The following is a 25,276-nucleotide window of genomic DNA, read 5'->3' on the forward strand; positions in this document are numbered from 1 at the left end:
ATGCATGTGACTCAGGTTCAGTTATATAGGATTTTTTACGTTCCTTTTGAATAGCCCGAAGATTAATTCTTAAGCATAGTTGTAACAACCTAACAATCAACTTGAAAATTTATGCTCGGAATTGCTGATAAACATCACTACGCTGATTTGTTGGCTTTTTCCCAATAGGCACTTTTTTAATTATTTGATAACTCATCCATTTCAAGATCATAAACCCTAAAAGGAATATCAAGAGTGAATAAATCAAATTTTCGAGATTTCTATCCCAGAATGAGCTTTGTAGCGTCTTTGCAAATAGTTCTTCTGATTCTACATCTCCAGTAAGTATGGTGTGAATGGCCGCAGCTGCCTTTAACATTCCCTCATCAAACCTTCCTTCTTGAAAGTTTGGTACCAAATAAGTTTCACCAATTCTTTTAAGCATGGCATCAGGCAATACACCTTCCATACCATAGCCTGTAATGAACCTATATACCTTACGCTTTTTTGCAACAAGAAGTAAAAGCCCGTTATCATTTTGAGATTTACCAATCGACCAACTTTTAAAAACTTCCAATGCATATTCAAAATCATCATCCCCAATGAAATCTTCAATGATCACCATGGCAAATTCAGAGGAACTTTTTAGCTCAATTTCCTGAGCAACTACATTCAATGAATCTTCCGTTTGCTGATTAATGACATAATCTGGATTGCTTACGAAAAATTCCTGTCCCTTTTCTTTTGGACTTGGTAGTTCACTTACTCCATGCTGAGCAGATGTAAGGTGAGTTAAAAATATAATGATTATGATAATATTGATCTTCTTCAAAGTATGTTTAATTTGAAGTTTTATCAGCTTAGAAGGATTTTTTTAAATCACTTACTAATCAAATCTTATAAATTAAGTTTTATCAAAATTTCAATTTCTTAAAGTTCGGAGTCAGGATCTATAATCAATGCCGCCACAATAATTCCTGCCAATGCGAGTGTTAAACCTACACCAACCCCTTTTACCTCATAAAAACTTGAGACATCTTCTCTATTACGCATTCTGTAGTCTACTTCTTTGATAGTCATACCGGTAACTTTTGCATAGCTAGATAAAAAATAGTTTTGTGTTAGTGTATTGGTGGATGTTGGTTGGTTATCCTTGTCTAAAGTTGAGTAATTTACATAACTCGTTAATTTAATTGGAGAATTTGATTCATTAAAGAACCTTACTCTCATAGGGGTAGCTTGGTCAAAAAGTGGGTAATTCGTTACACCTTCATCGAATCTTTGACCCAAGAGATTTCGCTTTTCTTCAATTACATTCACCGAAGTACTTTCTGCGTAGCTATGAGGTGGTATGATGATCGTGTTTGGGTTTGATTCCATCTCTCCATTGAATACAAAAGTGTTACCTATTGCTAGTAAGTCTTGATCAAGAATTCCAAAGATCGTAGACTTACCATCAACAAAGCCCATTGCTCGACCATTCACTGTCATCGTCGACTTCGTCATATTGATCAATAATGGCTGATCGGTATAGTTTTCCATTCTCACTTGAACTTTTCCAGAAGCTTTATTGAAAGCATGAGAAATTCCCAAAGTGTCATTTTTCACAAGAAGATTTCCCGATTCATTGACAAAGCCTTCTTTATCATAATTGTCCCACGTTCCTATGTAGTGCGTAGAACAATTGAAAAATAGAAATGAGGTCAAAAAAAGATAAATGATGTTAGTGAGGAGATTTTTCATATCATGTATTTTGATCTTAGTTATCTTACGGATTATTTGACAAAAGTTTTCTTTATCATTAAAAAAAAGCATCTAGACACAATAAAATCTTATCACTCACCAAGAAAAGATAAAAAGCGTAACTCTGCCCAAGTAAACTCTTGTCCTTGTACCATAAATCCTGTATGTCCACCTCTAATGGGCATTTCAAGATAGATATTCCGAGATTTTTGAGCCAAATTAATTGGATAACACCTACCATAAAGTAAAGGATCATTTTGTGCATTGATAATTAATGTTGGGATTTGGATATCCGCTATCCAATTATCCGCACTAACAGAACTATAAAAATCTGCTGCGTCTTTATAGCCATGTATTTTTGCAGTAAAGTGTGTGTCAAATGAAGTGAAGTCTTCCACCCTATCTAGCAACTCGAGATCTACCAATCCTGGAAATTGTGCGCCTTTAAGTCGCATCTTTAGCTTAAGCTTTTTCAAAAATCGCTTTCTATAAAATGCATTTCCTTTAAAAGAAAGGGTTGCAGCAGAATCTGTCAAGTTACATGGTGTAGAATATACGGCTGCTTTTTTGATTTTTGAACTTAAGTCAACTCCTTTTTCCCCCAAGTATTTCAAAGTCTGTGCCCCTCCCATACTAATACCTACAAGAAAAATATCATTGTAAGGACTAGCGGATTCAACATGATCGATCACAGTATCCAAATCATACGTAGCACCATGATGATACATGATAGCTTGTTTGTTCATCTCTCCACTACAAGTTCTATTATTCCATGCCAAGGCATCGATTCCATGCTGATTGAATAATTTTACCAAAGCTTTTGCATAATGCCTGTGAGAACTCCCTTCTAATCCATGAGAAATGATGAGCAGTTTCTTACTTCCTACTTTGGACCAGTCCAAATCCAGAAAATCATCGTCTGGAGTTACAATTCTTTCACGACTATAAATTACTCCTTCTATTTTTCTAAAGATACTTGGAATAATAGTCTCTAAATGCCCGTTGAATAGGTATTTGGGAGGTTTAGAATATGTGGAGTCAGAAATAAGAGGCATGATAGAAAGCTACTTTTAGCTACTAAAGTAAAAAACATATCGGCTAATCAGCAATTTTTTTGTTAATTCAATATTCAAAGCCAAAAATTAAAATGAAACTATACCTCTCGTTACTAAGCGTTTTGCTATTCGTTTTTAGTGTTCAAGCACAAGATTTAGATCGATCTATTGCTGATTTCTACCCCTATTTGGATAAGATGTACAAGGAGCTGCATCAAAACCCAGAACTTTCTTTGCAAGAAAAAGAAACATCAGCAAGAATGGCCAAAGAGTTAGCCTCTCTAGGGTATGAAGTGACTGAGAAAATTGGTGGATATGGAGTAGTAGGCATGTTCCAAAATGGCCCAGGCCCTGTACTACTCATACGTACTGATATGGATGCACTTCCTATGGAAGAAAAAACTGGTCTGCCATACGCCTCTACCAAAAAGGGAGTTGGTAATGATGGAAAAGAAACCTTTATCGCACATTCCTGTGGTCATGATATTCACATGTCTGTGTTCATCGGTACTGCAAAAATGATGAAGGACTACAAAGACAATTGGAGAGGAACATTGATAATGGTCGCGCAGCCAGCTGAAGAAAATGGTTTGGGAGCCTATAATATGCTAAAAGACGGATTATATGAAAAGTTTCCACATCCAGACTTTGCGATAGCCTTGCATGATGATCCGTTTTTAGCGGCTGGTCAGCTTGGGTACAAAGCTGGGCCTTTGATGGCAGGAGTCGATATGATGAATGTAAAGATCTTCGGCGAAGGTGGTCATGGGGCTGCCCCTCACAAGACAATAGACCCCGTAGTACTCAGTGCACAGATCATCCAAGCTTACCAGACTATTGTCAGTCGCAACCTCACTCCCACTGATCCAGCTGTCATTACTGTAGGCGCTATTCACGGAGGCTCAGTACACAATATCATTCCAGATGAAGTTTTGATGCAGCTCACAATCAGAACATACGACTTGGATGTAAGAGAAAAAATTATCAATAGAGTCAAGGAAATAAGTGAACATTATGCGCGCGCTGCTGGATTAGATGAGCATAAAATGCCAGAATACTGGATAAGAGATCCATTTACAAAACCTCTTATCAATGATGAAAAACTTACTAATCAGATGATAGAAGTGTTCAGGCAAAATTTTGGTGATGAGAATCTTATACCTATAGATGCACAAATGATAGGTGAAGACTTTAGTGCTTATGGCAATGAGGAAAGAAAAATTCCAATCAGTATGTTTTTTCTTGGAGCTAATGATCCAGGTTTTCTTCAAAAACAAAAAGCTGAAGGAAAGGAAATACCAGGACTGCACAGTCCCTACTTTGCTCCTGTACCAGAACCGACGATCAAAACTGGTGTAAAGGCCATGACTTCCTTTGCCATGGATATATTGGCCAACAAGGAAGTTATGATGGACATCAACAAGTAAAACATTTCTTTTTTTAAAAGAAGCATATTAATTAAGCCAAAAAAGGTTCTGAAAGCTTAACAATAGGTTCATGAATACATAACAGGTAGCGTCTTACAATCTATCATATTTGTAGTAGAAATCTTTCTTCATAGGATATTTAGGATTTAGAAGTTCAATAAAACGACTTGATCATTCAGGTCGTTTTTTTTTATCAATAGGGAACTTATTGTATAAATATTTACCTTTGTTTTTGTAACAATATTGCAAAAACGAATTTCAATTGATTTCCAGATATATTCTAGGGCTAATATTGCTCTTAACTATTCACATTTCTTTTGCCCAATCTTCCCTAGAGCTAAAGGGAAAAGTACATGAAGACTCGGGTGAACCTCTTCAAGCTATCGTATCAATTCATGAGTTGGGAAAGTATACTGTTGCTGACCCTGACGGGAATTTTTCTTTTAAAGGATTGAATGAGGGAGTCTATCATCTTCACATTACACATATGGGGTTTCGTTCTTATAGCAAGAATGTTTCTGTAACTCAACAGCGTTCCGAGCTTTACATTATCCTAAAACCATCCGATATCCTGATGGATGCGATGACCGTAGAGGCTAATCCATTCAAGAATGGCCCACTAGAACAATCCCAGACTATCTTGATTGTAGACAGGGAGTTTATAAATAAAAATAATGGTGGCACCTTTGCCAATTCTATAGAAAAACTCCCTGGAATATCTACCATCAATACTGGCGTAGGAATCAGCAAGCCAGTGATCAGAGGTATGAGTTTCAATAGAATCGTGGTCAACGATCGAGGCATCAAGCAAGAAGGACAACAATGGGGTGCAGATCATGGATTAGAAATTGATCCATTCGATGTAGACAGGGTAGAAATTATCAAAGGCCCAGCATCATTGATGTACGGCTCAGATGGGATGGCAGGTGTGATCAACATAAGCCCTGCTGGCTTTATGCAAAACAACGAAATTGAGCTAAACTATTCTGGCTTTTACAGATCCAATAACGATATGTATTCTAATTCATTGGCATTGGATGGTAATGAAGGAGATTTTGTATTTAGGGGCAGGTTGACTACTCAGGATTATGCTGATTATAAAATACCAGCAGATCGCTTTTCTTACGCAGGGTTTATATTACCGATATATGAAAATAGGCTAAAGAATACAGCAGGCAAAGAGAGGCATTTCTCCCTGATGGGTGGCGTCCAAAAAAAATGGGGATACTCGACCATAACTGTAAGTAGATTTGCTCAAAATGCTGGGATTTTTGTTGGTGCAGTAGGTATTCCAAATAGCTATAACCTGAGAAGTGATGGAGATTTTAGAAACATAGATATCCCTAATCAAGATAATAGCCATTTAAAAGTAATATGGAACAATAGTATTCAGATTGGGAAATCATGGATGGAGGTCGATTTAGGTTATCAGAAAAATCAAAGAGAAGAAAATTCATTTCCCCATAATCAAGGTGTGGGTCAAACAGATTTTGGAAATCTAGCACTAGGTTTAGATTTGGATGTTTACACAGCCAATCTCCGATTCAACAAGCAGCACAATGAAAAAACACAATCCATCATAGGGTTCAATGCTCAAAAATCAATTAATCAAAAAAGTGGTTTTGAATTTCTTCTTCCAGACTTTAGTTCTTTTCAAGGTGGCTTGTTTTACTTTGGAGAATACAAAGCTTTGAGCAACCTTGTTTTTAATGCCGGTCTTAGGCTGGACGGAGCTAGCCACGATATCCAAGAACATTTGCAGCCTTTGTATCAAAATGGAAGACCGACAGGAGAGCTTGATCAGCGAAACCCAGATATAGAAAGATCATTTGGCAACTTTAGCGGTAGTGCAGGGATGTCATGGGTTTTCATGGAAAATTTTAATCTCAAATTTAATTTTGGAAGTGCATTCAGAATCCCGACCCCAATCGAGCTTGCTACCAACGGTATTCATCATGGAAACTTCAGGCATGAAGTAGGAAATGCCAACCTTGATGGAGAGAGAAGCTATCAGTTTGACTGGAATCTAGCTTACTCAAAACCAAAGTTTCTGATTACATTTAGTCCATTCTGGGGATATTTTGATCAATACATATACTTAGCCCCAGCCCCAAGGTTCTCCCCACTGCCAGGTGCTAGTCTCTTATGGGAATATAGACAGGATAATGCCATTTTCTCAGGTTTTGAATTAATGAGTCAATTTAATCCAATAAAAAATCTGAGCTTTTCTTTGGCTCTGGAATATGTACACAGCCAAAATTTGAACACGGGACTCCCCCTACCATTGACACCACCATTTTCGAGTTTGCTTGGTGTTGAATATAAGCTTCCTGAGTTTTCAGGACCAATTGGTGAAATTTTTCTATTTGCCGAATATAGGTCAGTATCAGCCCAAGAGAGAGTTGATAGAAATGAACGAATTACACCTGGATATCACCTTTTGGAAATGGGTCTTGGCTGGGATTTGAAGGTGAGAAATCAAGCGTTTAAATTTCAGCTATCGGGACAGAATCTTACCAATGAAGTCTATTTCAATCACCTGAGTAGGTATAGGCTACTCAATCTTCCCGAGCAAGGTCGAAACATTTCGCTTAGCCTAAATATTCCTGTTTCATTGAGATAATTTCATTTTTTTCTTGAGTCTTAACTCAAAGCAAAGTATATTTGCAACTATATTGCACATACAACAAAATTGCATTACATTATTTAACTACTATGAAAAAGAATTTAGGATTATTGGCTATTGCAGGATTGATGACATTTGCCTGTACTGAAAATGAAGATCCAAGTGCATTGGATCTAGATGCTCCAGTGATAGGATTTGCTGAGAATAGAGATGGGTTCAGACCAGCAAACAATGAGGTGAGAGCAACAACTACAGATCACCTACACTTGAGGTTTAGTGTAAGTGATGAATCTGGAATTGGTTCTATTCTGGTGGATATTCACAATACCTTTGATGGTCATACACATGGAAGAATTCAAAGTGATTTTGAGGCTTTGAATGTTAAAGATACTTATAGTCCTGATGCGAGTAACGCAGCTTTTAGATTTCCAGAAGGAGCCACTTTTCACAATGTAGATGGGTCTACAACAGATATTTACTGGGATGGGCCTAGCTCCAGAGTAGATGGAAATGTATTGGCTGGACCATATGATATTATCATCTCAGCTGTTGATATTCATGGAAATCAGACAGGTTATGCAGACGGGTCTAACTACTTGGCAACTTTCTTCATTGAAAGACCATATGCACCTGTAATTGAAGTAAGCAACCTTGAAGATGATGAACTAGAAGGCGAACCAGGAGAAGTTCTTGAGCTTTCAGGAAGAATTGCAAAAGGTGCTCACGAGCTTAGCTCTGATATCAAGTTTATATGGATTAGATTAGCCGAAGAGCATGATGATCATCATCATGGAGCTGGTCACAGGGTAATGGACGAAACTTTTTATGAAAAAATGTGGGGTCAGTCTACTTGGAGAACAAACTTATCTGGACCAGAACTACCAAACGTTAACGAACTTAGATTTGAAGATATCCTATCTGGAGAGCATGCTATCACTTTGCCTACTGGGGAAGATCATTTAGATTTGATCATTTGGGTGGAAGATATCAATGGAAATGTTACTCAAAAGACTTATGAGGTACATGCTCATTAAGAGATAATACTTATATTTAGAGGAAAATCAGTACTGGTTTTCCTCTTTTTTATTTTATAAAATCAACAAAACCATTCCTTAAAGATGAACACATTCAATAAATTCAGTTATGCAATTATCTTTACTCTTGGTCTTCTGATGTCTTGCAACAGCAAATCAGGACATGATCACCACCATGAGGATGTCGACGATGAATATCTCATCGAAGCCAATAGGATCCACCAACAGTCATTAGACATCAGAGAAGAATTGCTTCAAGTAGAGAAAGACCTTAAAGAGGCTGAGATTGACTATACCGATTTGAAAGAAGAATTAAAAATTTGGGATAAAGACATCATTGAAGTCCCTGGGTTTGAACACTCACATGATGATGAGCATCAGCGCAAATACCATGTACATAACCCTATGAAGGAATTTACTCCAGAAGAGCATAAAAATTACCAAGAAGTCATGCACGATGAAATCGTGGAACTATCTTCTAAGCTAAAAAGAAGACTCAGCAATGATGTAATGGCAGATGATTAAGCAAAAGCTTTTAATAGTCAGCTATTGAATTTTTATAAAAATAGCCTCACAAACACGATGAAATAATACCAAATCTCTTCGAACTTGTGAGGCTTTTTCAATCTATCTTATCAATTTAGGTTTGCATGCAGCAGACATTTTCTAAATAGCACAATTGAAATTTTAATATTTTGAAGAACAGACAGCTATTGCTTCTTGATTGAAAGATGCCATGCTATTGTCGTTGATGCCAATATTGCCAGCTACTAAAATCACTTCATAATCAGGACCACTTTCTGCCAAATGTACCTTTACATGCCCATCAAAACTCTTCATTTTATCAAAAGTTAAAACTTCTCCATTAGACAGCGTGCTTAGAATCGTTTTACTAGTTAGGTGTCTTTGATCTACAGGGTTCAGCTGATATGCAATGGGTGCATCTACTCCATCATAAGAGTCAAAATGCAAGTGTGCAGGAAAGTAAAACTCATCATTAGATTTGGCACCATTTAAGTCAATGAACAACTCAAGTTGTCCCGACTTGAGTTCTTTAACCTCAACTTTTCCAGAATAATTAAAATCAGAACCCTGGTAGAGGTTATAGGTAATGCTGTTATCAGTATAAAGGTTTTCAGAATCGCTCTCACAGGCAAAAAATACTGGAAGTACAAACAGGATGAGGACTAACTTTTTCATGAGTTTCGTGTTTATATTTCAATAACGCAATAAATTTTAAATAAGTTAAAGAGAACTCAAAATAAATCTAAATTTTCATCCAAATTTAAGCATCTGCTTGAAGATTAACTTCAGTAAATCAAATTTGGAATCATGACATGAAAGATAGGCGAATAACTCAAGCATTAACATATTTTGAATCAAAAGGATGGACTGCATTTCCTTTTCAAGAAAGAACTTGGATAGACTACTTAGACGGGCAATCAGGAATTCTCAACGCCCCTACAGGAAGTGGGAAAACATTTGCGCTATGGTTTGCTGTAATTCTTCAATACATAGAAGCTAATCAGGACACTTGGCAAAAGTCAAAGAAGAATGGCTTACAAGTGATTTGGATCACGCCACTTCGCGCATTGGCTCAAGACATTGCTGCTGCAATGCAAGAGTCCTGTACTGCTCTAGGCCTACCATGGACTGTGGGTATTCGAAACGGTGACACGAGTGCATCTCAAAAAGAATCTCAAAAAAGAAACCCACCAGAATGTCTCGTAACGACGCCAGAAACATTGCATATACTTTTAGCTCAAAAGGACAATTCAAAACTTTTTAAAAACCTTAAAGCTATCATCGTAGATGAATGGCATGAATTGCTAGGTAACAAAAGAGGTGTTCAAATTCAGTTGGGGATTAGCTATATTCAAAGTAAACTTTCTCAAAAGCTTCAGGTTTGGGGGATTTCAGCTACAATTGGTAACCTAGAAGAGGCACACCGGGTACTTCTGGGGCATCAGAAACCCATACACATTGTAAAATCGGAAGTAGAGAAAAAATTACAAATACACACGGTGTATCCCGAGGAGCTTGAAAAGTATCCTTGGTCAGGGCATCTAGGAATACAACTTCTAGGAAAAGTAATAGACATCATAGAAGAAAAGCAATCAGTCTTGTTATTCACGAATACCCGAGCACAAACAGAAATTTGGTATCAAAATATCATTGAAACCAGACCTGATTGGGCAGGGTACCTGGCTATTCACCATGGTTCACTCGATTTGAAGGTAAGGTCATGGGTTGAAGAGTCTTTGCACCTAGGAAAACTTAAGTTAGTTGTATGTACATCAAGTTTAGATCTGGGTGTGGACTTCAGGCCGGTGGAAGCGGTCATTCAAGTCGGAAGCCCTAAAGGAGTTGCAAGGTTTGTCCAACGTGCTGGCAGGTCTGGGCACCAACCCGGCAAACCATCTATCATATATTTTGTGCCTACCAACTCGCTAGAATTCTTGGAAGTAGCTGCATTAAGAGACGCAGTAAATGCTGGTGAAATGGAAAGTATCTATAGCCCCACACTTTCTTATGATGTATTGATTCAATTTCTAATTACCCTAGCCGTAGGTGAGGGCTTCTTTGCTGATGAAGCATACATTGCCATTAAATCATGCTACAGTTATGCTGATTTAGATGAAGAAACATACGCATGGATATTGAGTTTCATTACCCAAGGAGGGAATAGTTTGCAGCGTTATGAAGAATTTTCAAAAGTAGAAATTCTTGAAAGTGGGCTATATAAAGTATTGTCCAGAAAGACAGCCATGAGGCATCGCTTATCCATGGGAACCATTGTATCTGACCCCATGATCAAAGTAAAGTTTAGAAATGGTTCATTTTTGGGAATGATTGAAGAGTATTTTCTTTCAAAATTAAAACCTGGCGGAAGATTCTTTTTCGCTGGTCGAAACTTAGAGTTTCTTAAGGTTCATGACAATGCTGCATTGGTACAGCTATCTAAGAAGAAAAGTAACAATGTTCCAGCCTACATGGGAGGAAGAATTTCGCTGACCTCACAGCTTTCAAAAAAAATTCGCGAAATACTAGAAGAGGCATCAAAGGCTAACTTCAAGACTTCTGAGGCACAATTCATCAAACCATTGCTTGAACTTCAGCAAAAGCTATCAATAATACCAAATCACCAAACATTTCTCATTGAGCAACATCACTCTAAGGAAGGGTATCACATTTTTTTCTTTGCATTTGAAGGAAGGTTGATTCATGAAATTTTAGGTGCTCTCCTCGCCTACCGCATTAGCCAAAGCATCCCTGTTACATTTAGTATAGCGATGAATGATTATGGCTTTGAATTATTGACAGACCAAAAGTTTGACTTAGAGAGCTTTTTGGAAGAAGGTACTTTGTTCACACAAGAAGGTATTACTGATGATTTGATACATTGTATCAATGAAAGTGAAATGGCTAAGCGGAGGTTTAGAGACATAGCAACTATTTCAGGATTGGTTTTCCAAGGATTCCCAGGCAAGCCTGTTACCACCAAACACTTACAAGCCAATTCTGGAATTCTATACGGCGTATTTGAATCCTATGATTCAGACAATCTACTTCTCAAGCAAGCTCACCGAGAGGTATTGGACAGCCAAATGGAGAAAGATAAGATTTTACAAGCGATCAAAAAGATCAATCAGCAAAAAATCATCCTCAAATCCCCTACTCAATTTACACCATTTTCATTCCCAATCATGGTGGACAGGCTAAGAGCAACCTTGTCATCGGAGTCTATAGAAGATCGTATTGTAAAAATGAAAGCTAGTTTGATTGAATATTGATACAATATTTTTTTTACTGGTAACAAACAACTATTTTTCCAACCTCAACGAGTAGGAAAATGCTTCAATCTCTTAACCCAAAAGAAACCAAATTCTCAAAATTTTTCATCATAATTTCATTTCTTTTGTTGTCTGGTACACAATCATCTAATGCTTTTCAACTTGAAGAGCATGAGGTAAAGGCAGACAGTTTATATAGGCTCTATAAGAACTCTAAATCAGAACTTAGGAAGTTAGATTTACTTAGTGCTTTGGTTACAGAAATCCACTATTCTGATTCTGCATTGCAGTACTACCAAGAAGCAATCAAATTGGCAAGACAATACGACCGTAAAGAACTACTGGCACAGAACCTCAATAGGTTAGGTGTATATTTCAGAAACATGAATCTTCAAGAAGAAGCATTGATTCTCTATGAGGAGGCATTAGAAGTGAGTAAATCACTGAATACCCCTACCCAGATCGGACATTCTTTAAATAATATTGGTCAAATGTACTATCTCAAAGAGTTTTATGAAGAAGCTCTTGAGTATTATTTAGAGGCAGAAAAAGAGTTTTTGAAAGCTAATGATTTGAGTGGGCTCGGATATAATTATACTGGAATGAGCTTAGTTTTAAGCGAACTAGGTATGTTTCGAGAGGCCTTAGATAAAGTTGATAGGGCTATAGAAATTAGAGAAGGACTTGGGCTTTCTCGTCAAGTCATTGTTTCGAAGTTCAATAAGGCAGATATACTGATGTCTATAGGTATCTATGATGAAGCCGAGGAACATATTCAAAGACTATTTCAATATGGTTTAGAAAACGACAAGGTACGAGCCATACATGCATTGGAAAAACTCGTAGAACTGAAAATCAAAACTGGAAAGTTTGAGGATGCTATAAAGTATGCTGAAACAGCTGAAGTACTTCATAAGCAAAAGCCAAACTCTGAAGCCATGATAGATATCTATCAGCAAATGAATCAGATGCATTTCACAAGAGGTGATACTACCCGATCAGCCAAATATCAATCCTTATTGCAAGCTGAAAGAAATATCATCAAAAATGAGAGAACCAAAAATCATCTTGCAGGAATTACAATCAAGAATCAAAGAGAGGAAATAGCATTTTTGAATAGGCAACAACAGCTCATTGAAGAGAATGCTAGGATAAAAATATACCTATCCATAGTGCTTTTCATCATCATTCTTTTAGTAAGTATAGGGTTCTTTATCATTTTTAGAGCTTGGAAAAGAGAAAAAGTCAATTTGCATAATCTTTCTATTCATAAAGATCAAATTGAAGAACAGGCACATCAATTACAGAGATCGAATACAGAAAAAGATAAGATATTTTCTATCATTGCACACGATCTCAGAAGTCCATTAAATTCTTTGACGGGTCTTCTTAACCTGGTTCAGGAGAAGAGCCTAACTAAGAAAGAGTTTACCAGCTATGTGGAGATGATTTCTAAAAACTTAGGGAACAACAACACCCTTTTGGAGAACCTACTTCTCTGGTCAAGAAGTCAAATGAAAAAATTGGAGCCAAAACCTACTTCATTCAACCTAAACGAACTGATTCAGAAAAACTTAGACTTACTCCCGTATAGTGGTTATTTTAAAGGTCAAGTTATAATAAACAGCGTAAATAGTGATTTTTTTGTTTTGGCAGATAAAAACATGATTGATATTGTGATCAGAAATTTATTGTCAAATGCGTTAAAGTTCACCAGATCTGAGGATCAAATTGTAGTGACAGCAACTAGTTGGTACAGCAAGGTTCGTGTGACAATAAGAGACAGTGGGACTGGTATCAAGCCTGAGGACATTGATAAACTATTCAAAGCTGATTTCTACTCCACTTTAGGTACAAACCAAGAAACAGGAACTGGTATTGGATTGATGCTATGCAAAGAAATCATAGAAATGCATCAGGGAAAAATCTGGGTAGAAAGTGAATATGGACTGTGGTCAGATTTCTTTTTTGAAATTCCAAAGGCAAACTAATTTGCCCTCCAAAAGAAAGGTGTGAACACTATCAAAATGGTGAATAATTCCAGTCTACCCAAAAGCATCAAAAAGCTCAAAAACAGCTTAGCACCAGGTGAAAAGAAAGCAAAATTATCCATAGGTCCCACTTGACCTATTGCAGGGCCTACATTTCCAAGACTAGTAGCCACTGCTCCAAACGCAGTGAGTATATCATAACCCATCAAAGCCATAATTACAGAGCTCAGCACAAATATCATTAAGTAAATCAGCAGAAAATTCATGATGTGCGTGATGATTTTCCCTGTCACTCGATCACCATTAATCTTTAAAGGTACAATAGCCCTAGGGTGTACGATTCTTTTAAATTCAAGCCAAGTGTTTTTCACAAAGGTCAAGTGTCTTACAAACTTAATCCCACCACTTGTTGAACCCGCAGAACCACCTAGAAACAACATCATAAAAAACAATAAAGTAAGTCCTTGATGATAAGAGGTATAATCAGCTGTTACAAAACCAGTGGTCGTAATCAACGAAACTATCTGAAACAATCCATTTCTGAAAGAAACTTCAAAACCTTCCCCACTGTAATAATAAATAGGCCAAACGAACAGCAAAGCTAAAAAGACAATTGCCATTGCATAAGATCGAAACTCATCTGATTTCCATACTTTACCAAACTTACCTCTAAGTCCGAAATAAATAATCGTGAAGTTGGTACCCGCCAAAAACATAAATACAATAGCTGTATATTGAATAAATGCAGAATCATAAAATGCCATGCTGGCATTTTTGGTAGAAAATCCACCAGTAGCCATAGTAGTAAGGGCATGATTGATTGCGTCAAAAAAAGTCATTCCTCCTAAATAATATAAAAAACAAACAAGTAAAGTGAGCCCAACATAGACTAACCAAAGTCTTTTGGCTGTCTCACGGATTCTTGGATGCAACTTATCAGAAGTAGGACCTGGTGACTCTGCGACAAAGAGCTCAATACCACCAATACCTAATAGTGGCAATATCGCCACTGTCAACACAATGATTCCTAGTCCTCCAATCCACTGTGTCATACTTCTCCAAAACAAAATACCAGCTGGCATGGCTTCTATGTCATTGAGAATCGATGCGCCAGTAGTACTCAATCCAGATACGGTCTCGAATATAGCATCATGAACTTCTGGTATGGTATTGCTAAAAATGTATGGTAACATCCCAAACAGAGACATCAAAATCCAACTCAGGGTTACAATCAAATAACCTTCTCGCTTTCTGATATGCTGATCTTGTTTTGATAGAGAAAAATAAAATGCCGCTCCAATGCTTAGGGTAACAAATGCTGAAGATAACAAGGCAATTTGATCATTGCTCTTATAGTACAGTGAAAATCCAACTCCTGGAAGCATGAGTAATCCTAAGAGCATGAGTAATGCTCCCATGATTTTTCCTATGGCTTTGTAATGGATCATGGTTTAATGAAATAATTTCTCTAATGGAGCCTTAGCACCTGGTAGTGCAAATACAATTACCTTATCTTCTAATTGAAGGGTGAAATCTCCATCTGGAATATAAACTTCCTCTCCCCTTATAACCCCAGCTACTATAGCGCTTTCTGGAAAATGCAAGTCTTTAAGTGGCTTTCTTGTTACTCGGTTATTTTTGGTGATCACATATTGAATAAACTCAGCATCTACTCCTTGGATTCCTGAGACAACTTCTACATTTCCTTTTTTCAAAAACCTCGTTATCTGGTTAGCGGCTACCAGCTTCTTGTTGATCAAGGAATCAACACCGATACTATGTGAAATGTGAATATACTCTCTGGTATCAACGTGGGCAATGGCTTTGTATACACCATGATTTTTTGCTGAAAGTGAAGTGATAATATTAGTCTCAGAAGATTCCGTGACTGAAATAAACGCCTCCATTTCTTCTAAGCCCTCTTCAACCAATAGTTCAATATTTTTATAGTCACCATTGATAACCAAAGTTTTATCAAGTTTTTCGGACAACCATTTACAACGTTCTTTGTCTTTATGTATGAGCGTAACTCGATAGTCATTTTCTAGCTTCAGAGCAGTAGCATAAGCCATATCATCACCACCGATGATCATCACATTTTTTACAGTGACTTTCTTTTGACCAAGCAATTCTAAAATAGACTCTACAGCTTGTTTGTTTGAAATAAAAAAAACATGATCATTATTTCTAATGATTGTCTGACCGTGTGGAATGATCGTCATTTGACCTCTTACAATCGCAATAATCCTTATATCTTTAAATTTTGGATTTTGCCTCATTTTTGAAATTTTCTTATTTACTAATGAGCTGTATTGGTCTAGGGTGATCCCGACTACACTTAACTTCCCTTCTTCAAATTCGAAAACATCAGTAAAAGTTGAGTTTTTTAACATCCTTTTGATTTCCCCACTGCAAAGCATGGTTGGTGAAATGATGTTGTCTATACCCATTTGTTGGAAATACTTCTCATGACCAGCTTGAAGGTAATCATGCGTACGCACTCTCGCTATGACCCTTTTGGCACCTAGTTGTTTTGCAAGGGCAGCTGTTACAATGTTAGTTTTTTCGGATGTGGTGACTGCCATGAGCATGGCTGCATCTTTAACACCTGCATTTTTGAGTACTTCGAAAGATGTAGCATCCCCAACGATTGTCAGCACATCAAGGTGTGAAGATACATTGTCAAGTACATCCTTGTCCGTATCTATCAATACGATGTCTTTATTGTCAAAACTCAATTGCTCGGCCAAATGATATCCCATATCTCCTGCTCCTGCAATTACAATCTTCATTCCCATAAGTGACGAAAACGCAAATGTTTAAGCAACAAAGGTAAGTACTTTATATCATATTGGGTCCAGATATAGATAAAAAAACGAACGAAAAAGAAATTTTACGGCAATGAGTCTACAGAATATTTTGTAATTGAACTAAAATCAATCCTACACCAATAGCGATACCAAAGCTTATCAAGGTACCTATCAGGATGTATTCTGTCAATTTTCTGTCTTTACTCTCTTTCAAATCTCCAAACCTGAACACTGACTTAGCTGCTAATAAGAACCCGACACCTTCCCATCTTCCTATTATTATAAAAGTAAGTACTAATAGCCTCTCTAAGATCCCAATATATTTGCCAGCATTTTTGAGTGAAGACTCATTACCTTCTTGCAAAGATTTCGCCCATTTGTGCATAAAAACCTGCATCATGATCCCAGTCACTAATGTCACTATCAAAATAGCCAACATATAAATCCATACCATCGGATCTTGGAGTAGACTAATGAAATCTATGGCTGGTTGATAGATGATATACCATATTCCAAAGATGCTCGCAAGATGCAGTACTTGATCCATGATAAACCAAGATGTCTTATTTTTTTTCTTTTGAGCATAGAGTTTCACCACATCAATAATCCCATGTAGCCCCATCAAGATCAATACCAGTGGCCATACTTCCCACTCCCACAAAAGCAACATGATCAAGCCACCATGAATCAGAATGTGCAAGTATAACTTGGGAGATTTGGCTTTTCGCTTTTCCTTTTCTTCTACCCAAGACCTTGGTTGAAAAGCGAAGTCACCTATAAAATGAGCCAAAAGAAGCTTGATGATAATGATCATTGTAGAAGGTTCTTAATTTTTTTTCTAAAAATTCTCTCGACAGCTTTGATTTCATCAATATTTGCTCTGTTCCATCTTCCACTGACCGTGTTTTGCTTGATTCCTAGTAGTTTGCCGATTTCCTCTTGGGTCTTATGAGACCCCAAAAGCACATACTCTACGAGTTCAGCTGATGAAATAGTCCACTTATCCATAAAAAGCCCAGCAAGCTTGAGGTAGAGGTTTATTTCTTCATCAAATACCTCCCATGGAGTTTTAATTCCCAATTTGACATTTTCTTTCTTCAGTAGATCAAATTTTTCCGCTGAATTTATAAATGCTGGTCCATTACTCTCCGATATTGACTTTGCAGCGTACGTCTTCTCTCCTATTCCAATAGCAATACGTATATCGATACTACTTTGTAGTTTGCTCCTTTCTCCTGGTGCTACTTTCTTGATCAATGCTTTGATTTGAAAGGCTTTCAATAGTGCTTCTTCAGGGTTTGCTATCTCTATTTGTATGGAGTCTCCCCAGTCCACTTTCCAGGTTTTTGGTGATTTCCCCCATGTGGCTAATAGCTGCTTGAGTGGGCGAATCCATTTATCTTGGTCATCCAAAGTTCTAGAAGAGACGATATCTGCTCTTATTATTGCTATCATTCTACAATTATCGTTGAAATATACGATAATTCAAAATATCTTAGGATCCTAGGATATTATAAATTATCGCTTAATCTAGCGATATCAATAATTATCGTAGGATTATAGGATATTTAACAATATATATGTGATAGATTATCCTAGTCAATAGTTTTACAATAGAGATCAACATATTTTTTTGCCGCATCAGCACCAAACTTGAGCGCATTTGTCCAATCTTCACAAGCCAAGGCTTTTTGCTTGACCTGATAATAACTCGTACCCCTATTGGTCAGAATGTCTCCATTATCAGGGCTTAATTCGAGTGCATAAGAATAATCCTTGATAGCCTTTTCATATTGTGCCGTTTTCAAATGGCAATTTCCTCGGTTGAAATGGTATCCCCACACTATAGGATAATCTTCTCCATTGATTTTACTGAATGCTATGGCATCCGAATAAGCGTCTATGGCATCATTGAATCTACGGGCTGACTGATACACATTGCCTAAATAGTATGCTAATTCATCATCATCTTCAAAAATTGTTAAACCTTGTTTCAGTACTTCTATTAGTTTGCTACTATCATGCTGGGTGCCATAGATAGCTTTGTAGTATTCAATATATGCTGGATGAAACGTAGGATCATTTTTAAAAATACTTTCTAAAACTTTTGCTGCTTGCTCATAATTTCCATTCTCCATCATATCATTGGCAGTGTTGGTGATCACTATGGAATTGTTCCGCTCATCTACATCTACTTCGTACATCTCTTGAGCAAAAGAGACAGACACATGAAAGAGTGATAGTATGAAAATGGATAAATATCTCATAATACAAGTATTCATTATAGTTGTGAGTAAATAGAAAGATCTAAAAGAAACATAAAGTTCAAGATATCAAAAAAATAACGAATCTGTGGCAGATTAGTTATAAACCTAAACGCCAATCAACAAAACACTATCCAAAGAAATACTAAGGTTTATCCAAGAATTGACTTCCTTCACTGTCCGGTAACTCTTCGATATCTTTCAGCCTTCTTTGTATCACACGGGTTCTGGTACCTACGAGCTGATCCAAATCATTATTTGCTTCATTTATCTTTTTTTGTGCCTTGCTGATCAAATCCCCAAATTTATTGAACTCTGTCTTCACAGCACCCAAAACCTTCCAAACCTCGCCACTACGCTGCTGAATGGCCAAAGTCCTGAACCCCATCTGAAGACTGTTCAGGATAGCTGCCATGGTAGTCGGCCCTACCAGGATAACTTTAAAATCCCTCTGCAGCTGCTGTGCTAAATCACCTTCTCTGATCACTTCAGCATAAAGACTTTCCATAGGAAGAAATAATACTGCAAAATCAGTGGTAAAAGGAGGGTGGATATATTTGTGATGAATATCAGCTGCTGCTTTTTTGACAGCCTTTCTCAAATCAGCTTTTGCAGCATCTACCAGCAATTTATCGCCTAATTCATAAGCATCAAGTAACCGATAATAGGTCTCTTGAGGAAACTTGGCATCTATGGGAAGGTACACTCGCTCATCCTGACCTGATCCTGGCATTTTTATGGCATACTCTACACGTTCAGAAGCTCCTTGCTTTACCTGCACATTGTATTCATACTGCTCAGGAGCAAGTACATTTTCTAGTATGGCTTGAAGTTGATATTCTCCCAAAATGCCCCTTGTTTTTACATTATTCAATACTTTTTTCAAATCTCCCACTCCCACAGCCAAATTCTGCATCTCTCCAAGTCCTTTCTGCACAGCCATCAACTGCTTGTTGACCAACTCAAAAGACTGCCCAATTCTAGCTTCTAAGGTTTTTTGAAGCTTTTCATCGACAGTTTCGCGCATTTTTTCCAACTTTTCGTCGGTAATTGATAGCATTCGCTCTTGCTTCTGAATCAGGTCTTGAAACTTTTCTTTTTGCAAAGCATTAAATTCTCCAACACTTGATTTGAAGGATAATTCGAATGCACCAAGGGCCTCACGGTGTTCTTTGGAAGTAGCCCGAAGTGTATCAAAAACCAAACTAAACTGCTGAACAAGCCCTTGTGAAATCTCTTTTCTATTGGCCTGCATTTGATCATCAAGCTCTCTTCTAAGGGATTGAATCACATCCTTATCATCAGACTTTGAGCTAAAAGAACGGTAAATCAAAATAAACAAAAGAACCAACTGAATGGCACAAATGAGCATCAAAAGATTATCTGTATGCATAGCTATAATAATTAGGAGCACTAAAGTAATCTCGATCTGCTTGTATACCTAGGAATGATAGATATTCTGCGACAGTCTCTGTCGGTCTTTCTTCCATAGGTACATGGCCTGTATGGTTGTATATTTTGACATATGCCTCTGGAAGCATCCTTTTGAACTGATCAACATTACTTACAGGTATCCAAGTATCTTGCTTACCCCACATGATCATGATTGGCATCTGGAGTTTCTCAGCTTCTATCACATAGGAAGTTTGAATTGCCAACCTATCCAATGTAGCTTGCCTGTTACCTTCACGACGCATGAGTTCATAGTATCTTGTCACTTGCTCATCATCAATCTTGGAATTATCATGATAGACTTGTTGAAGATTTAATTTGAACAACCACCTAGGCGTACATTTCAAAAGTATCTTAGAAGCCAATGGACTATTGGCAATTTTAAAAATAGTAGGTCTTGAGCTAGATTCCTTCTCCACTATTTCAACATTATCATTTTCTGATTGAAGATTGAATGCTCCGGCAGCGTTGACTAGGTTTAGCGTAAGGACTTGATCAGGAAATGTAGAAGCTATCATCATTGCTACAGCCCCACCCATTGAGTTTCCCACCAAGTGATATTCCTTGATTTCCAATTGCTGTGCAATGCTAGCTACAAGCCTTGCATAATCTCCTATGCTATAGCGCTTTTCTGGATCTGGACCAGTAAGTCCATGGCCTGGTAGATCAATCGAGATAGTAAGAAAATGCTGTGATAACTCTTTTTCCCATTCTTTCCAGCAATGCAGAGAAGAAAAACTTCCATGAATCAAAATAATAGCTTCACCTTTACCTTTGATGCTTACATGTACAGGCACTTGATCTACTGTGATCATGTGACTGAACTGGTCCATATAGCGAGGTGCTAATTCATCCAAGGTCAAATCCGACCTATAGCTGCTGATCAATATGATTAAAATCAAAAGCAAAAAACCCAATAGCCCATTTACGATATATAATCCTACTTTTTTCATTTGTCAGATTGTTAAAATTATATTGGGAATCAAAGACGAAGGCCCTATCTTACTAAACTATGATTAACTTTTTCAAAAGTTAACTCTTTTCAGGTTATACTTTTGCCCTACTAATCCAACTTTGTAAAAGTTAAAGACCACAAACTATGAATTTGTAAGAAGGAACTTCCTGGGGATATTGACTATTAAATTTTGATTGATACCTGGTACTCGTATAATAAAATAATCCTTGTTGCCTTTATTTACGCACTCTCCTTCCATACCTTCTAAAGCTCCACCGATAATTTTGACTTGCTGGCCTGGGGCAATATCTTCATTGTCAGTTTCAACAGCCACTCCTGTATCAAGTATTCTTTTGATCATCTCTATTTCAGACTCACGTACTGTGGCATGCTCCCCATTGAAATTCACAAACTTGACTGCACCAGGTGTTTGAAGGCTTTTCCAAAGATTAATTTTAGATGTTTTCACAAACAAATAACCATTGAATAAGGGCCGCTGAACTTTCTTTTTCCTGTCACTCCACTGCCTTAACTCTTCTACTATAGGTAAAAAAACTTCAATGTCTTGATCTTCTAGCCTTTGAGCCACTTTCTTTTCTGCCCGAGCTGTAGTGTATAAAACAAACCAGTGTAATTCTTCCATATTTTCATAAAAGTACAAAAATAAAAACCCTTGAGATAATATCCCAAGGGTTTAATCATTTAAAACCACCAACCTTTATTAAATCATGTTATTTGAATCTACGCAAATACATGTTCAATTTGTCTGCCAGTAAATACATGACAGGTACGATCACTAACGTAAGAAATGTAGCAAAGGTTAACCCAAATATTACAGTCCATGCCATTGGTCCCCAGAAGTCTGCATTGTCACCTCCAATGTAGAACTGAGGGTCAAATTCAGAGAGCATGGTGGCAAAATTAATGTTCATACCTATAGCCAGTGGGATCAAACCTAACACAGTAGTGATAGCTGTAAGCAGTACTGGTCTCAACCTTGTCTTACCGCCTTGTATGATACTATTGAGAAGTTCGTCATAATCTAGGAACTCATCTTCACCTAGGCCTAACTCTTCTCGTCTACGTGTTCTAACTAAGTTTGTATAATCTATCAATACTATGGCATTATTAACCACCACGCCGGCTAGAGATATGATACCTATACCCGTCATAATCACTACAAAGTCCATATTGAAAATCACCAAGCCTAGGAAAACACCAATGGTACTCAGAATTACAGATGCCATGATGATAAATGGCGTGGTCACAGAATTAAATTGTGCTACGATAATCAAGAAAATCACAGATACAGCAATAAATAATGCCCTCATCAAGAATGATTGTGATTTTGCTTGTTCTTCTTGCTCACCAGTGAACTTCACCGTAATTCCATCTGGCCTATTATGATTAGCTGCCAAATCTTTCAATTGATTATTGATCTCTGTTGGGTTGAAGCCATCCGTAACATTAGAGAAAATGGTGATAACTTTCTCCAAATCTTTTCTCTTGACAGAACCATAAGTTGACCCATACTCAAGTGTTGCAACTGAAGAAATTGGAATTTCTCTTTGATTTCCAAACTTATCTCTGAAATTGACTTTCTTATTGATCAAAGAAGTAATATCATACCTGTATTCATCTTTGAGTCTCAACTGGATAGGATAATCATCTTCGCCTTCTTTGAATTTGGAAACCTCCAATCCAAAAAGTGCTGTTCTAAGCTCGTTTGCAATCGTAGAAGTCGAAAGTCCAAACCTCCTTGCCTTCTCTCTATCGATATTCAAAATCACTTCTGGGCTACCCAACTCTAAGTCTGTCTTCAATTCTTCAATTCCTGGGATATTTGCTGATACCAAATGTTCTCTAAATTCACTTACATAAGCGATAAGCTCTTCAAAGTTTTCACCAGCAACTTCAATATTAACAGCCTTTCCTACTGGGGGACCATTCCTTTGTTTATCCACAGTAAATAATACACCTGGGTACTTTTCTACCAAGTCACGGATTTCTTCCATTACTTGGTTGGTATTGATACCGTTTCTGAATTGACTTTCCACAAAACTAATGGTGACTTTTGCTTTATGTGGTGTATTGGCAATACTAGGCCCTTCAGATTCATCTCCAGTTCCCTCTCCTACCTGCGTAATGATAGATTCGATAATCTCCTCATATGGATTCAATACACTCATCAATTCATCTTCCATAGACAACACAAAACTATTGGTAGCTTCTGTATCTGTACCTATTGGTTTTTCTATGAATACATTGACCAAAGCTGGCTCATTGTCAGGAAAAAACAGCACCTGAGGTGATCTTACAAATAACAATGCGATTGATAAGACCAATAATAAGTTGACCCCAACAAAGAATATATATGGCCTCTTTCCTAAGAGAGCATAACTTAAAACGCCTTCATAAGCATTTTCAAGATTTACCAAGAATACATTCTGAAACCAGCGAATAGCTTTTCGCATCACCAATACATTGAAAATTGTAAGTAAAGCTGCAATCATTGCCAAGTTACCCATCACAATCCAACCGAAAATGTAGAACAGCAATGCCAAGCTAAAAAGCACTAAAGCGATGATTAATGGTTTTTTGCGTGGTCTAACTTCGTCAAGGTTTTGTATTTTCATAAACATAGAAGTCAATACTGGATTGACCACCAATGCGACAAACAAGGAAGATGATAATACGATGATCAATGTTATGGGCAAGTATTTCATAAACTCACCTATAATATCATCCCAAAAAGCCAAAGGTAAAAATGCGGCGAGTGTAGTAGCTGTAGATGTGATAATCGGCCATGCCACTTCTCCAACTCCTTCCTTGGCAGCTCTCATAGCTGGCTTACCTTCTTGCATCAGCCTGTATATGTTTTCGACCACTACGATCCCATTATCCACTAGCATCCCAAGCGCCAAAATCAAGGCAAAGAGTACCATCAAGTTCAGTGTGATTCCAAAAGCATTGAGAATCAAGAATGAAATAAACATGGAAAGTGGTATCGCAATACCTACAAAGAGTGCATTTCTAAATCCTAAGAAAAACATCAATACCAAAATCACGAGAATAACTCCGAAAATGATACTGTTCTCAAGATCGTTTACCTGCGAGCGAGTTTGTTTCGATTGATCATTGGTGATTGTGATTTCTAAATCTTCAGGGAAACGATTACTTTGAGCTCTTTCTATCAGCTCTTTGATTTTATCTGAAGCATCTAGAAGGTTTTCGCCACTTCTTTTGACCACATTGACGGTGACCACAGGCAGCTTGTTGCTTCTTGCATAGGAAGTCCTCTCCTTGAAAGTATCACTTACTTCTGCGACATCTCGGAGATAGACAATTTTGTCATTTTCTGTTTTTACAATGATCTCCAACAATTCCATTGGATCTTCGAATTCACCGGCGATTCTTAGTGCTCTTCTGTAATCTCCAGCGAGGAGATTTCCACCAGAGATCGTTACATTCTCTTGACTTACAGCATCAGAAATATCAGAAAAAGAAACACCAAGGGCCTCCATTTTATAGATATCAGCATCTATCCTAATTTCTCTTTCAATGGTTCCTCTCAGTTCAGCTTTAGAAATTTCTGGTAATTTCTCAATTTCATCCTCTAGGTACTCACCAAATTTTTTTAATTCCTCCTCAGTATAATTTCCCGAAATGTTGACATTCATGATTGGGAAATCAGAAGTATTGATTTCTATAACATCTGGATCATTGTCCAAATCCGTAGGGAGTTCACTTTTGGACTTATCTACAGCATCTTTAACATCTTGAATTGCCTTAGAAATTTCTACTCCAGGGTTGAATTCAATCACTATAGATGAGAAATCTTGAACAGATGTAGACTTGATGTCTTTTACATTGTTAAGCGATTTTAACTCCTTCTCGATTGGCCTAGTAATCAAGTTTTCCATATCCACAGGTGAGTTTCCTGGATATGCTGTCCCTACATACACCGTAGGGATTACAATCTCAGGAAAACTTTCCTTTGGCATGGTCCTATACGCCATCAAACCTAAAATGGTAATGATAAAGACCAATATAACTATGGAGGTCTGATTGTCAACTGAAAGTGAACTTAAACCAAACTCCCTAGTAATTTCTTTTTTCTTTTCTTCTTGATTGGACATAAGAAAA

The 25,276-nt window shown here is 37.3% G+C and carries 19 protein-coding genes; 6 read left to right on the forward strand and 13 right to left on the reverse strand.

The window, feature by feature from the left end:
• Positions 1-109: 109 nt before the first annotated feature.
• The 3 genes from MM239_RS08195 to MM239_RS08205 form a co-directional block, all read right to left on the reverse strand.
• Positions 110-811, reverse strand: coding sequence for a TPM domain-containing protein (locus MM239_RS08195; protein WP_241347716.1), 702 nt, complete (start codon positions 809-811; stop codon positions 110-112).
• 98 nt (positions 812-909) lie between these two features.
• On the reverse strand, positions 910-1,722 hold the full coding sequence (locus MM239_RS08200; protein ID WP_241347717.1) for a hypothetical protein: 813 nt from the start codon (positions 1,720-1,722) through the stop codon (positions 910-912).
• A gap of 92 nt (positions 1,723-1,814) precedes the next feature.
• Complete coding sequence (locus MM239_RS08205) at positions 1,815-2,777, reverse strand: YheT family hydrolase (RefSeq protein WP_241347718.1); 963 nt, start codon at positions 2,775-2,777, stop codon at positions 1,815-1,817.
• Between the two features lie 92 nt (positions 2,778-2,869).
• On the opposite strand from MM239_RS08205, the gene MM239_RS08210 reads away from it, so the two are divergent.
• The 4 genes from MM239_RS08210 to MM239_RS08225 all read left to right on the forward strand — a co-directional run bounded on the left by MM239_RS08210 (position 2,870) and on the right by MM239_RS08225 (position 8,389).
• Positions 2,870-4,204: an amidohydrolase gene (locus MM239_RS08210; RefSeq protein WP_241347719.1), complete on the forward strand. Its 1,335-nt coding sequence runs from the start codon at positions 2,870-2,872 to the stop codon at positions 4,202-4,204.
• A 262-nt stretch (positions 4,205-4,466) separates the two neighbouring features.
• Positions 4,467-6,827 carry a TonB-dependent receptor gene (locus MM239_RS08215; protein WP_241347720.1) on the forward strand — a complete coding sequence of 787 codons (2,361 nt, stop codon included), beginning with the start codon at positions 4,467-4,469 and terminating at the stop codon, positions 6,825-6,827.
• Positions 6,828-6,919: 92 nt separating this feature from the next.
• The gene (locus tag MM239_RS08220; RefSeq protein ID WP_241347721.1) at positions 6,920-7,864 is read left to right on the forward strand and encodes a DUF4625 domain-containing protein; all 945 of its coding nucleotides are present in this window, start codon (positions 6,920-6,922) and stop codon (positions 7,862-7,864) included.
• Positions 7,865-7,948: 84 nt separating this feature from the next.
• On the forward strand, positions 7,949-8,389 hold the full coding sequence (locus tag MM239_RS08225; protein WP_241347722.1) for a hypothetical protein: 441 nt from the start codon (positions 7,949-7,951) through the stop codon (positions 8,387-8,389).
• Between the two features lie 162 nt (positions 8,390-8,551).
• On the opposite strand, the gene MM239_RS08230 is transcribed toward MM239_RS08225, so the two are convergent.
• On the reverse strand, positions 8,552-9,064 hold the full coding sequence (locus tag MM239_RS08230) for a hypothetical protein (protein WP_241347723.1): 513 nt from the start codon (positions 9,062-9,064) through the stop codon (positions 8,552-8,554).
• Between the two features lie 137 nt (positions 9,065-9,201).
• On the opposite strand from MM239_RS08230, the gene MM239_RS08235 reads away from it, so the two are divergent.
• Together MM239_RS08235 and MM239_RS08240 are read left to right on the forward strand one after the other, a co-directional pair.
• The gene (locus MM239_RS08235; RefSeq protein ID WP_241347724.1) at positions 9,202-11,658 is read left to right on the forward strand and encodes a ligase-associated DNA damage response DEXH box helicase; all 2,457 of its coding nucleotides are present in this window, start codon (positions 9,202-9,204) and stop codon (positions 11,656-11,658) included.
• A gap of 59 nt (positions 11,659-11,717) precedes the next feature.
• A complete protein-coding gene (locus MM239_RS08240; protein ID WP_241347725.1) occupies positions 11,718-13,649 on the forward strand; it encodes an ATP-binding protein in 1,932 nt (643 codons plus the stop codon).
• On the opposite strand, the gene MM239_RS08245 is transcribed toward MM239_RS08240, so the two are convergent.
• The 9 genes from MM239_RS08245 to MM239_RS08285 all read right to left on the reverse strand — a co-directional run bounded on the left by MM239_RS08245 (position 13,646) and on the right by MM239_RS08285 (position 25,269).
• Positions 13,646-15,097 carry a TrkH family potassium uptake protein gene (locus tag MM239_RS08245; protein ID WP_241347726.1) on the reverse strand — a complete coding sequence of 484 codons (1,452 nt, stop codon included), beginning with the start codon at positions 15,095-15,097 and terminating at the stop codon, positions 13,646-13,648. The genes MM239_RS08240 and MM239_RS08245 overlap by 4 nt on opposite strands.
• Positions 15,098-15,100: 3 nt before the next feature.
• Complete coding sequence (trkA, locus tag MM239_RS08250; RefSeq protein WP_241347727.1) at positions 15,101-16,447, reverse strand: Trk system potassium transporter TrkA; 1,347 nt, start codon at positions 16,445-16,447, stop codon at positions 15,101-15,103.
• Between the two features lie 109 nt (positions 16,448-16,556).
• On the reverse strand, positions 16,557-17,273 hold the full coding sequence (locus tag MM239_RS08255) for a DUF3307 domain-containing protein (protein WP_241347728.1): 717 nt from the start codon (positions 17,271-17,273) through the stop codon (positions 16,557-16,559).
• A complete protein-coding gene (locus MM239_RS08260; protein ID WP_241347729.1) occupies positions 17,270-17,914 on the reverse strand; it encodes a SatD family protein in 645 nt (214 codons plus the stop codon). Before MM239_RS08260 ends, MM239_RS08255 begins: the two co-directional genes overlap by 4 nt.
• A 140-nt stretch (positions 17,915-18,054) precedes the next feature.
• Complete coding sequence (locus MM239_RS08265) at positions 18,055-18,726, reverse strand: tetratricopeptide repeat protein (RefSeq protein ID WP_241347730.1); 672 nt, start codon at positions 18,724-18,726, stop codon at positions 18,055-18,057.
• A 142-nt stretch (positions 18,727-18,868) separates the two neighbouring features.
• On the reverse strand, positions 18,869-20,116 hold the full coding sequence (locus tag MM239_RS08270; RefSeq protein WP_241347731.1) for a DNA recombination protein RmuC: 1,248 nt from the start codon (positions 20,114-20,116) through the stop codon (positions 18,869-18,871).
• Entirely contained in the window at positions 20,103-21,128 is a 1,026-nt protein-coding gene (locus tag MM239_RS08275) for an alpha/beta fold hydrolase (protein WP_241347732.1), read from the reverse strand. Before MM239_RS08275 ends, MM239_RS08270 begins: the two co-directional genes overlap by 14 nt.
• Positions 21,129-21,272: 144 nt before the next feature.
• Positions 21,273-21,773: a UpxY family transcription antiterminator gene (locus MM239_RS08280; protein WP_241347733.1), complete on the reverse strand. Its 501-nt coding sequence runs from the start codon at positions 21,771-21,773 to the stop codon at positions 21,273-21,275.
• Positions 21,774-21,861: 88 nt separating this feature from the next.
• Positions 21,862-25,269, reverse strand: coding sequence for an efflux RND transporter permease subunit (locus MM239_RS08285; RefSeq protein WP_241347734.1), 3,408 nt, complete (start codon positions 25,267-25,269; stop codon positions 21,862-21,864).
• Positions 25,270-25,276 lie beyond the last annotated feature (7 nt).

It is taken from the genome of Belliella filtrata, from assembly GCF_022549775.1.
Classification (GTDB): domain Bacteria; phylum Bacteroidota; class Bacteroidia; order Cytophagales; family Cyclobacteriaceae; genus Belliella; species Belliella filtrata.

Coding starts and splice junctions, on each gene's coding strand:
- MM239_RS08200 (WP_241347717.1), bottom strand. CDS start 1,722: ATGAAAAATCTCCTCACTAACATCATTTATCTTTTTTTGACCTCATTT.
- MM239_RS08205 (WP_241347718.1), bottom strand. CDS start 2,777: ATGCCTCTTATTTCTGACTCCACATATTCTAAACCTCCCAAATACCTA.
- MM239_RS08210 (WP_241347719.1), top strand. CDS start 2,870: ATGAAACTATACCTCTCGTTACTAAGCGTTTTGCTATTCGTTTTTAGT.
- MM239_RS08220 (WP_241347721.1), top strand. CDS start 6,920: ATGAAAAAGAATTTAGGATTATTGGCTATTGCAGGATTGATGACATTT.
- MM239_RS08225 (WP_241347722.1), top strand. CDS start 7,949: ATGAACACATTCAATAAATTCAGTTATGCAATTATCTTTACTCTTGGT.
- MM239_RS08230 (WP_241347723.1), bottom strand. CDS start 9,064: ATGAAAAAGTTAGTCCTCATCCTGTTTGTACTTCCAGTATTTTTTGCC.
- MM239_RS08235 (WP_241347724.1), top strand. CDS start 9,202: ATGAAAGATAGGCGAATAACTCAAGCATTAACATATTTTGAATCAAAA.
- MM239_RS08240 (WP_241347725.1), top strand. CDS start 11,718: ATGCTTCAATCTCTTAACCCAAAAGAAACCAAATTCTCAAAATTTTTC.
- MM239_RS08245 (WP_241347726.1), bottom strand. CDS start 15,097: ATGATCCATTACAAAGCCATAGGAAAAATCATGGGAGCATTACTCATG.
- trkA (WP_241347727.1), bottom strand. CDS start 16,447: ATGGGAATGAAGATTGTAATTGCAGGAGCAGGAGATATGGGATATCAT.
- MM239_RS08255 (WP_241347728.1), bottom strand. CDS start 17,273: ATGATCATTATCATCAAGCTTCTTTTGGCTCATTTTATAGGTGACTTC.
- MM239_RS08260 (WP_241347729.1), bottom strand. CDS start 17,914: ATGATAGCAATAATAAGAGCAGATATCGTCTCTTCTAGAACTTTGGAT.
- MM239_RS08265 (WP_241347730.1), bottom strand. CDS start 18,726: ATGAGATATTTATCCATTTTCATACTATCACTCTTTCATGTGTCTGTC.
- MM239_RS08270 (WP_241347731.1), bottom strand. CDS start 20,116: ATGCATACAGATAATCTTTTGATGCTCATTTGTGCCATTCAGTTGGTT.
- MM239_RS08275 (WP_241347732.1), bottom strand. CDS start 21,128: ATGAAAAAAGTAGGATTATATATCGTAAATGGGCTATTGGGTTTTTTG.
- MM239_RS08280 (WP_241347733.1), bottom strand. CDS start 21,773: ATGGAAGAATTACACTGGTTTGTTTTATACACTACAGCTCGGGCAGAA.
- MM239_RS08285 (WP_241347734.1), bottom strand. CDS start 25,269: ATGTCCAATCAAGAAGAAAAGAAAAAAGAAATTACTAGGGAGTTTGGT.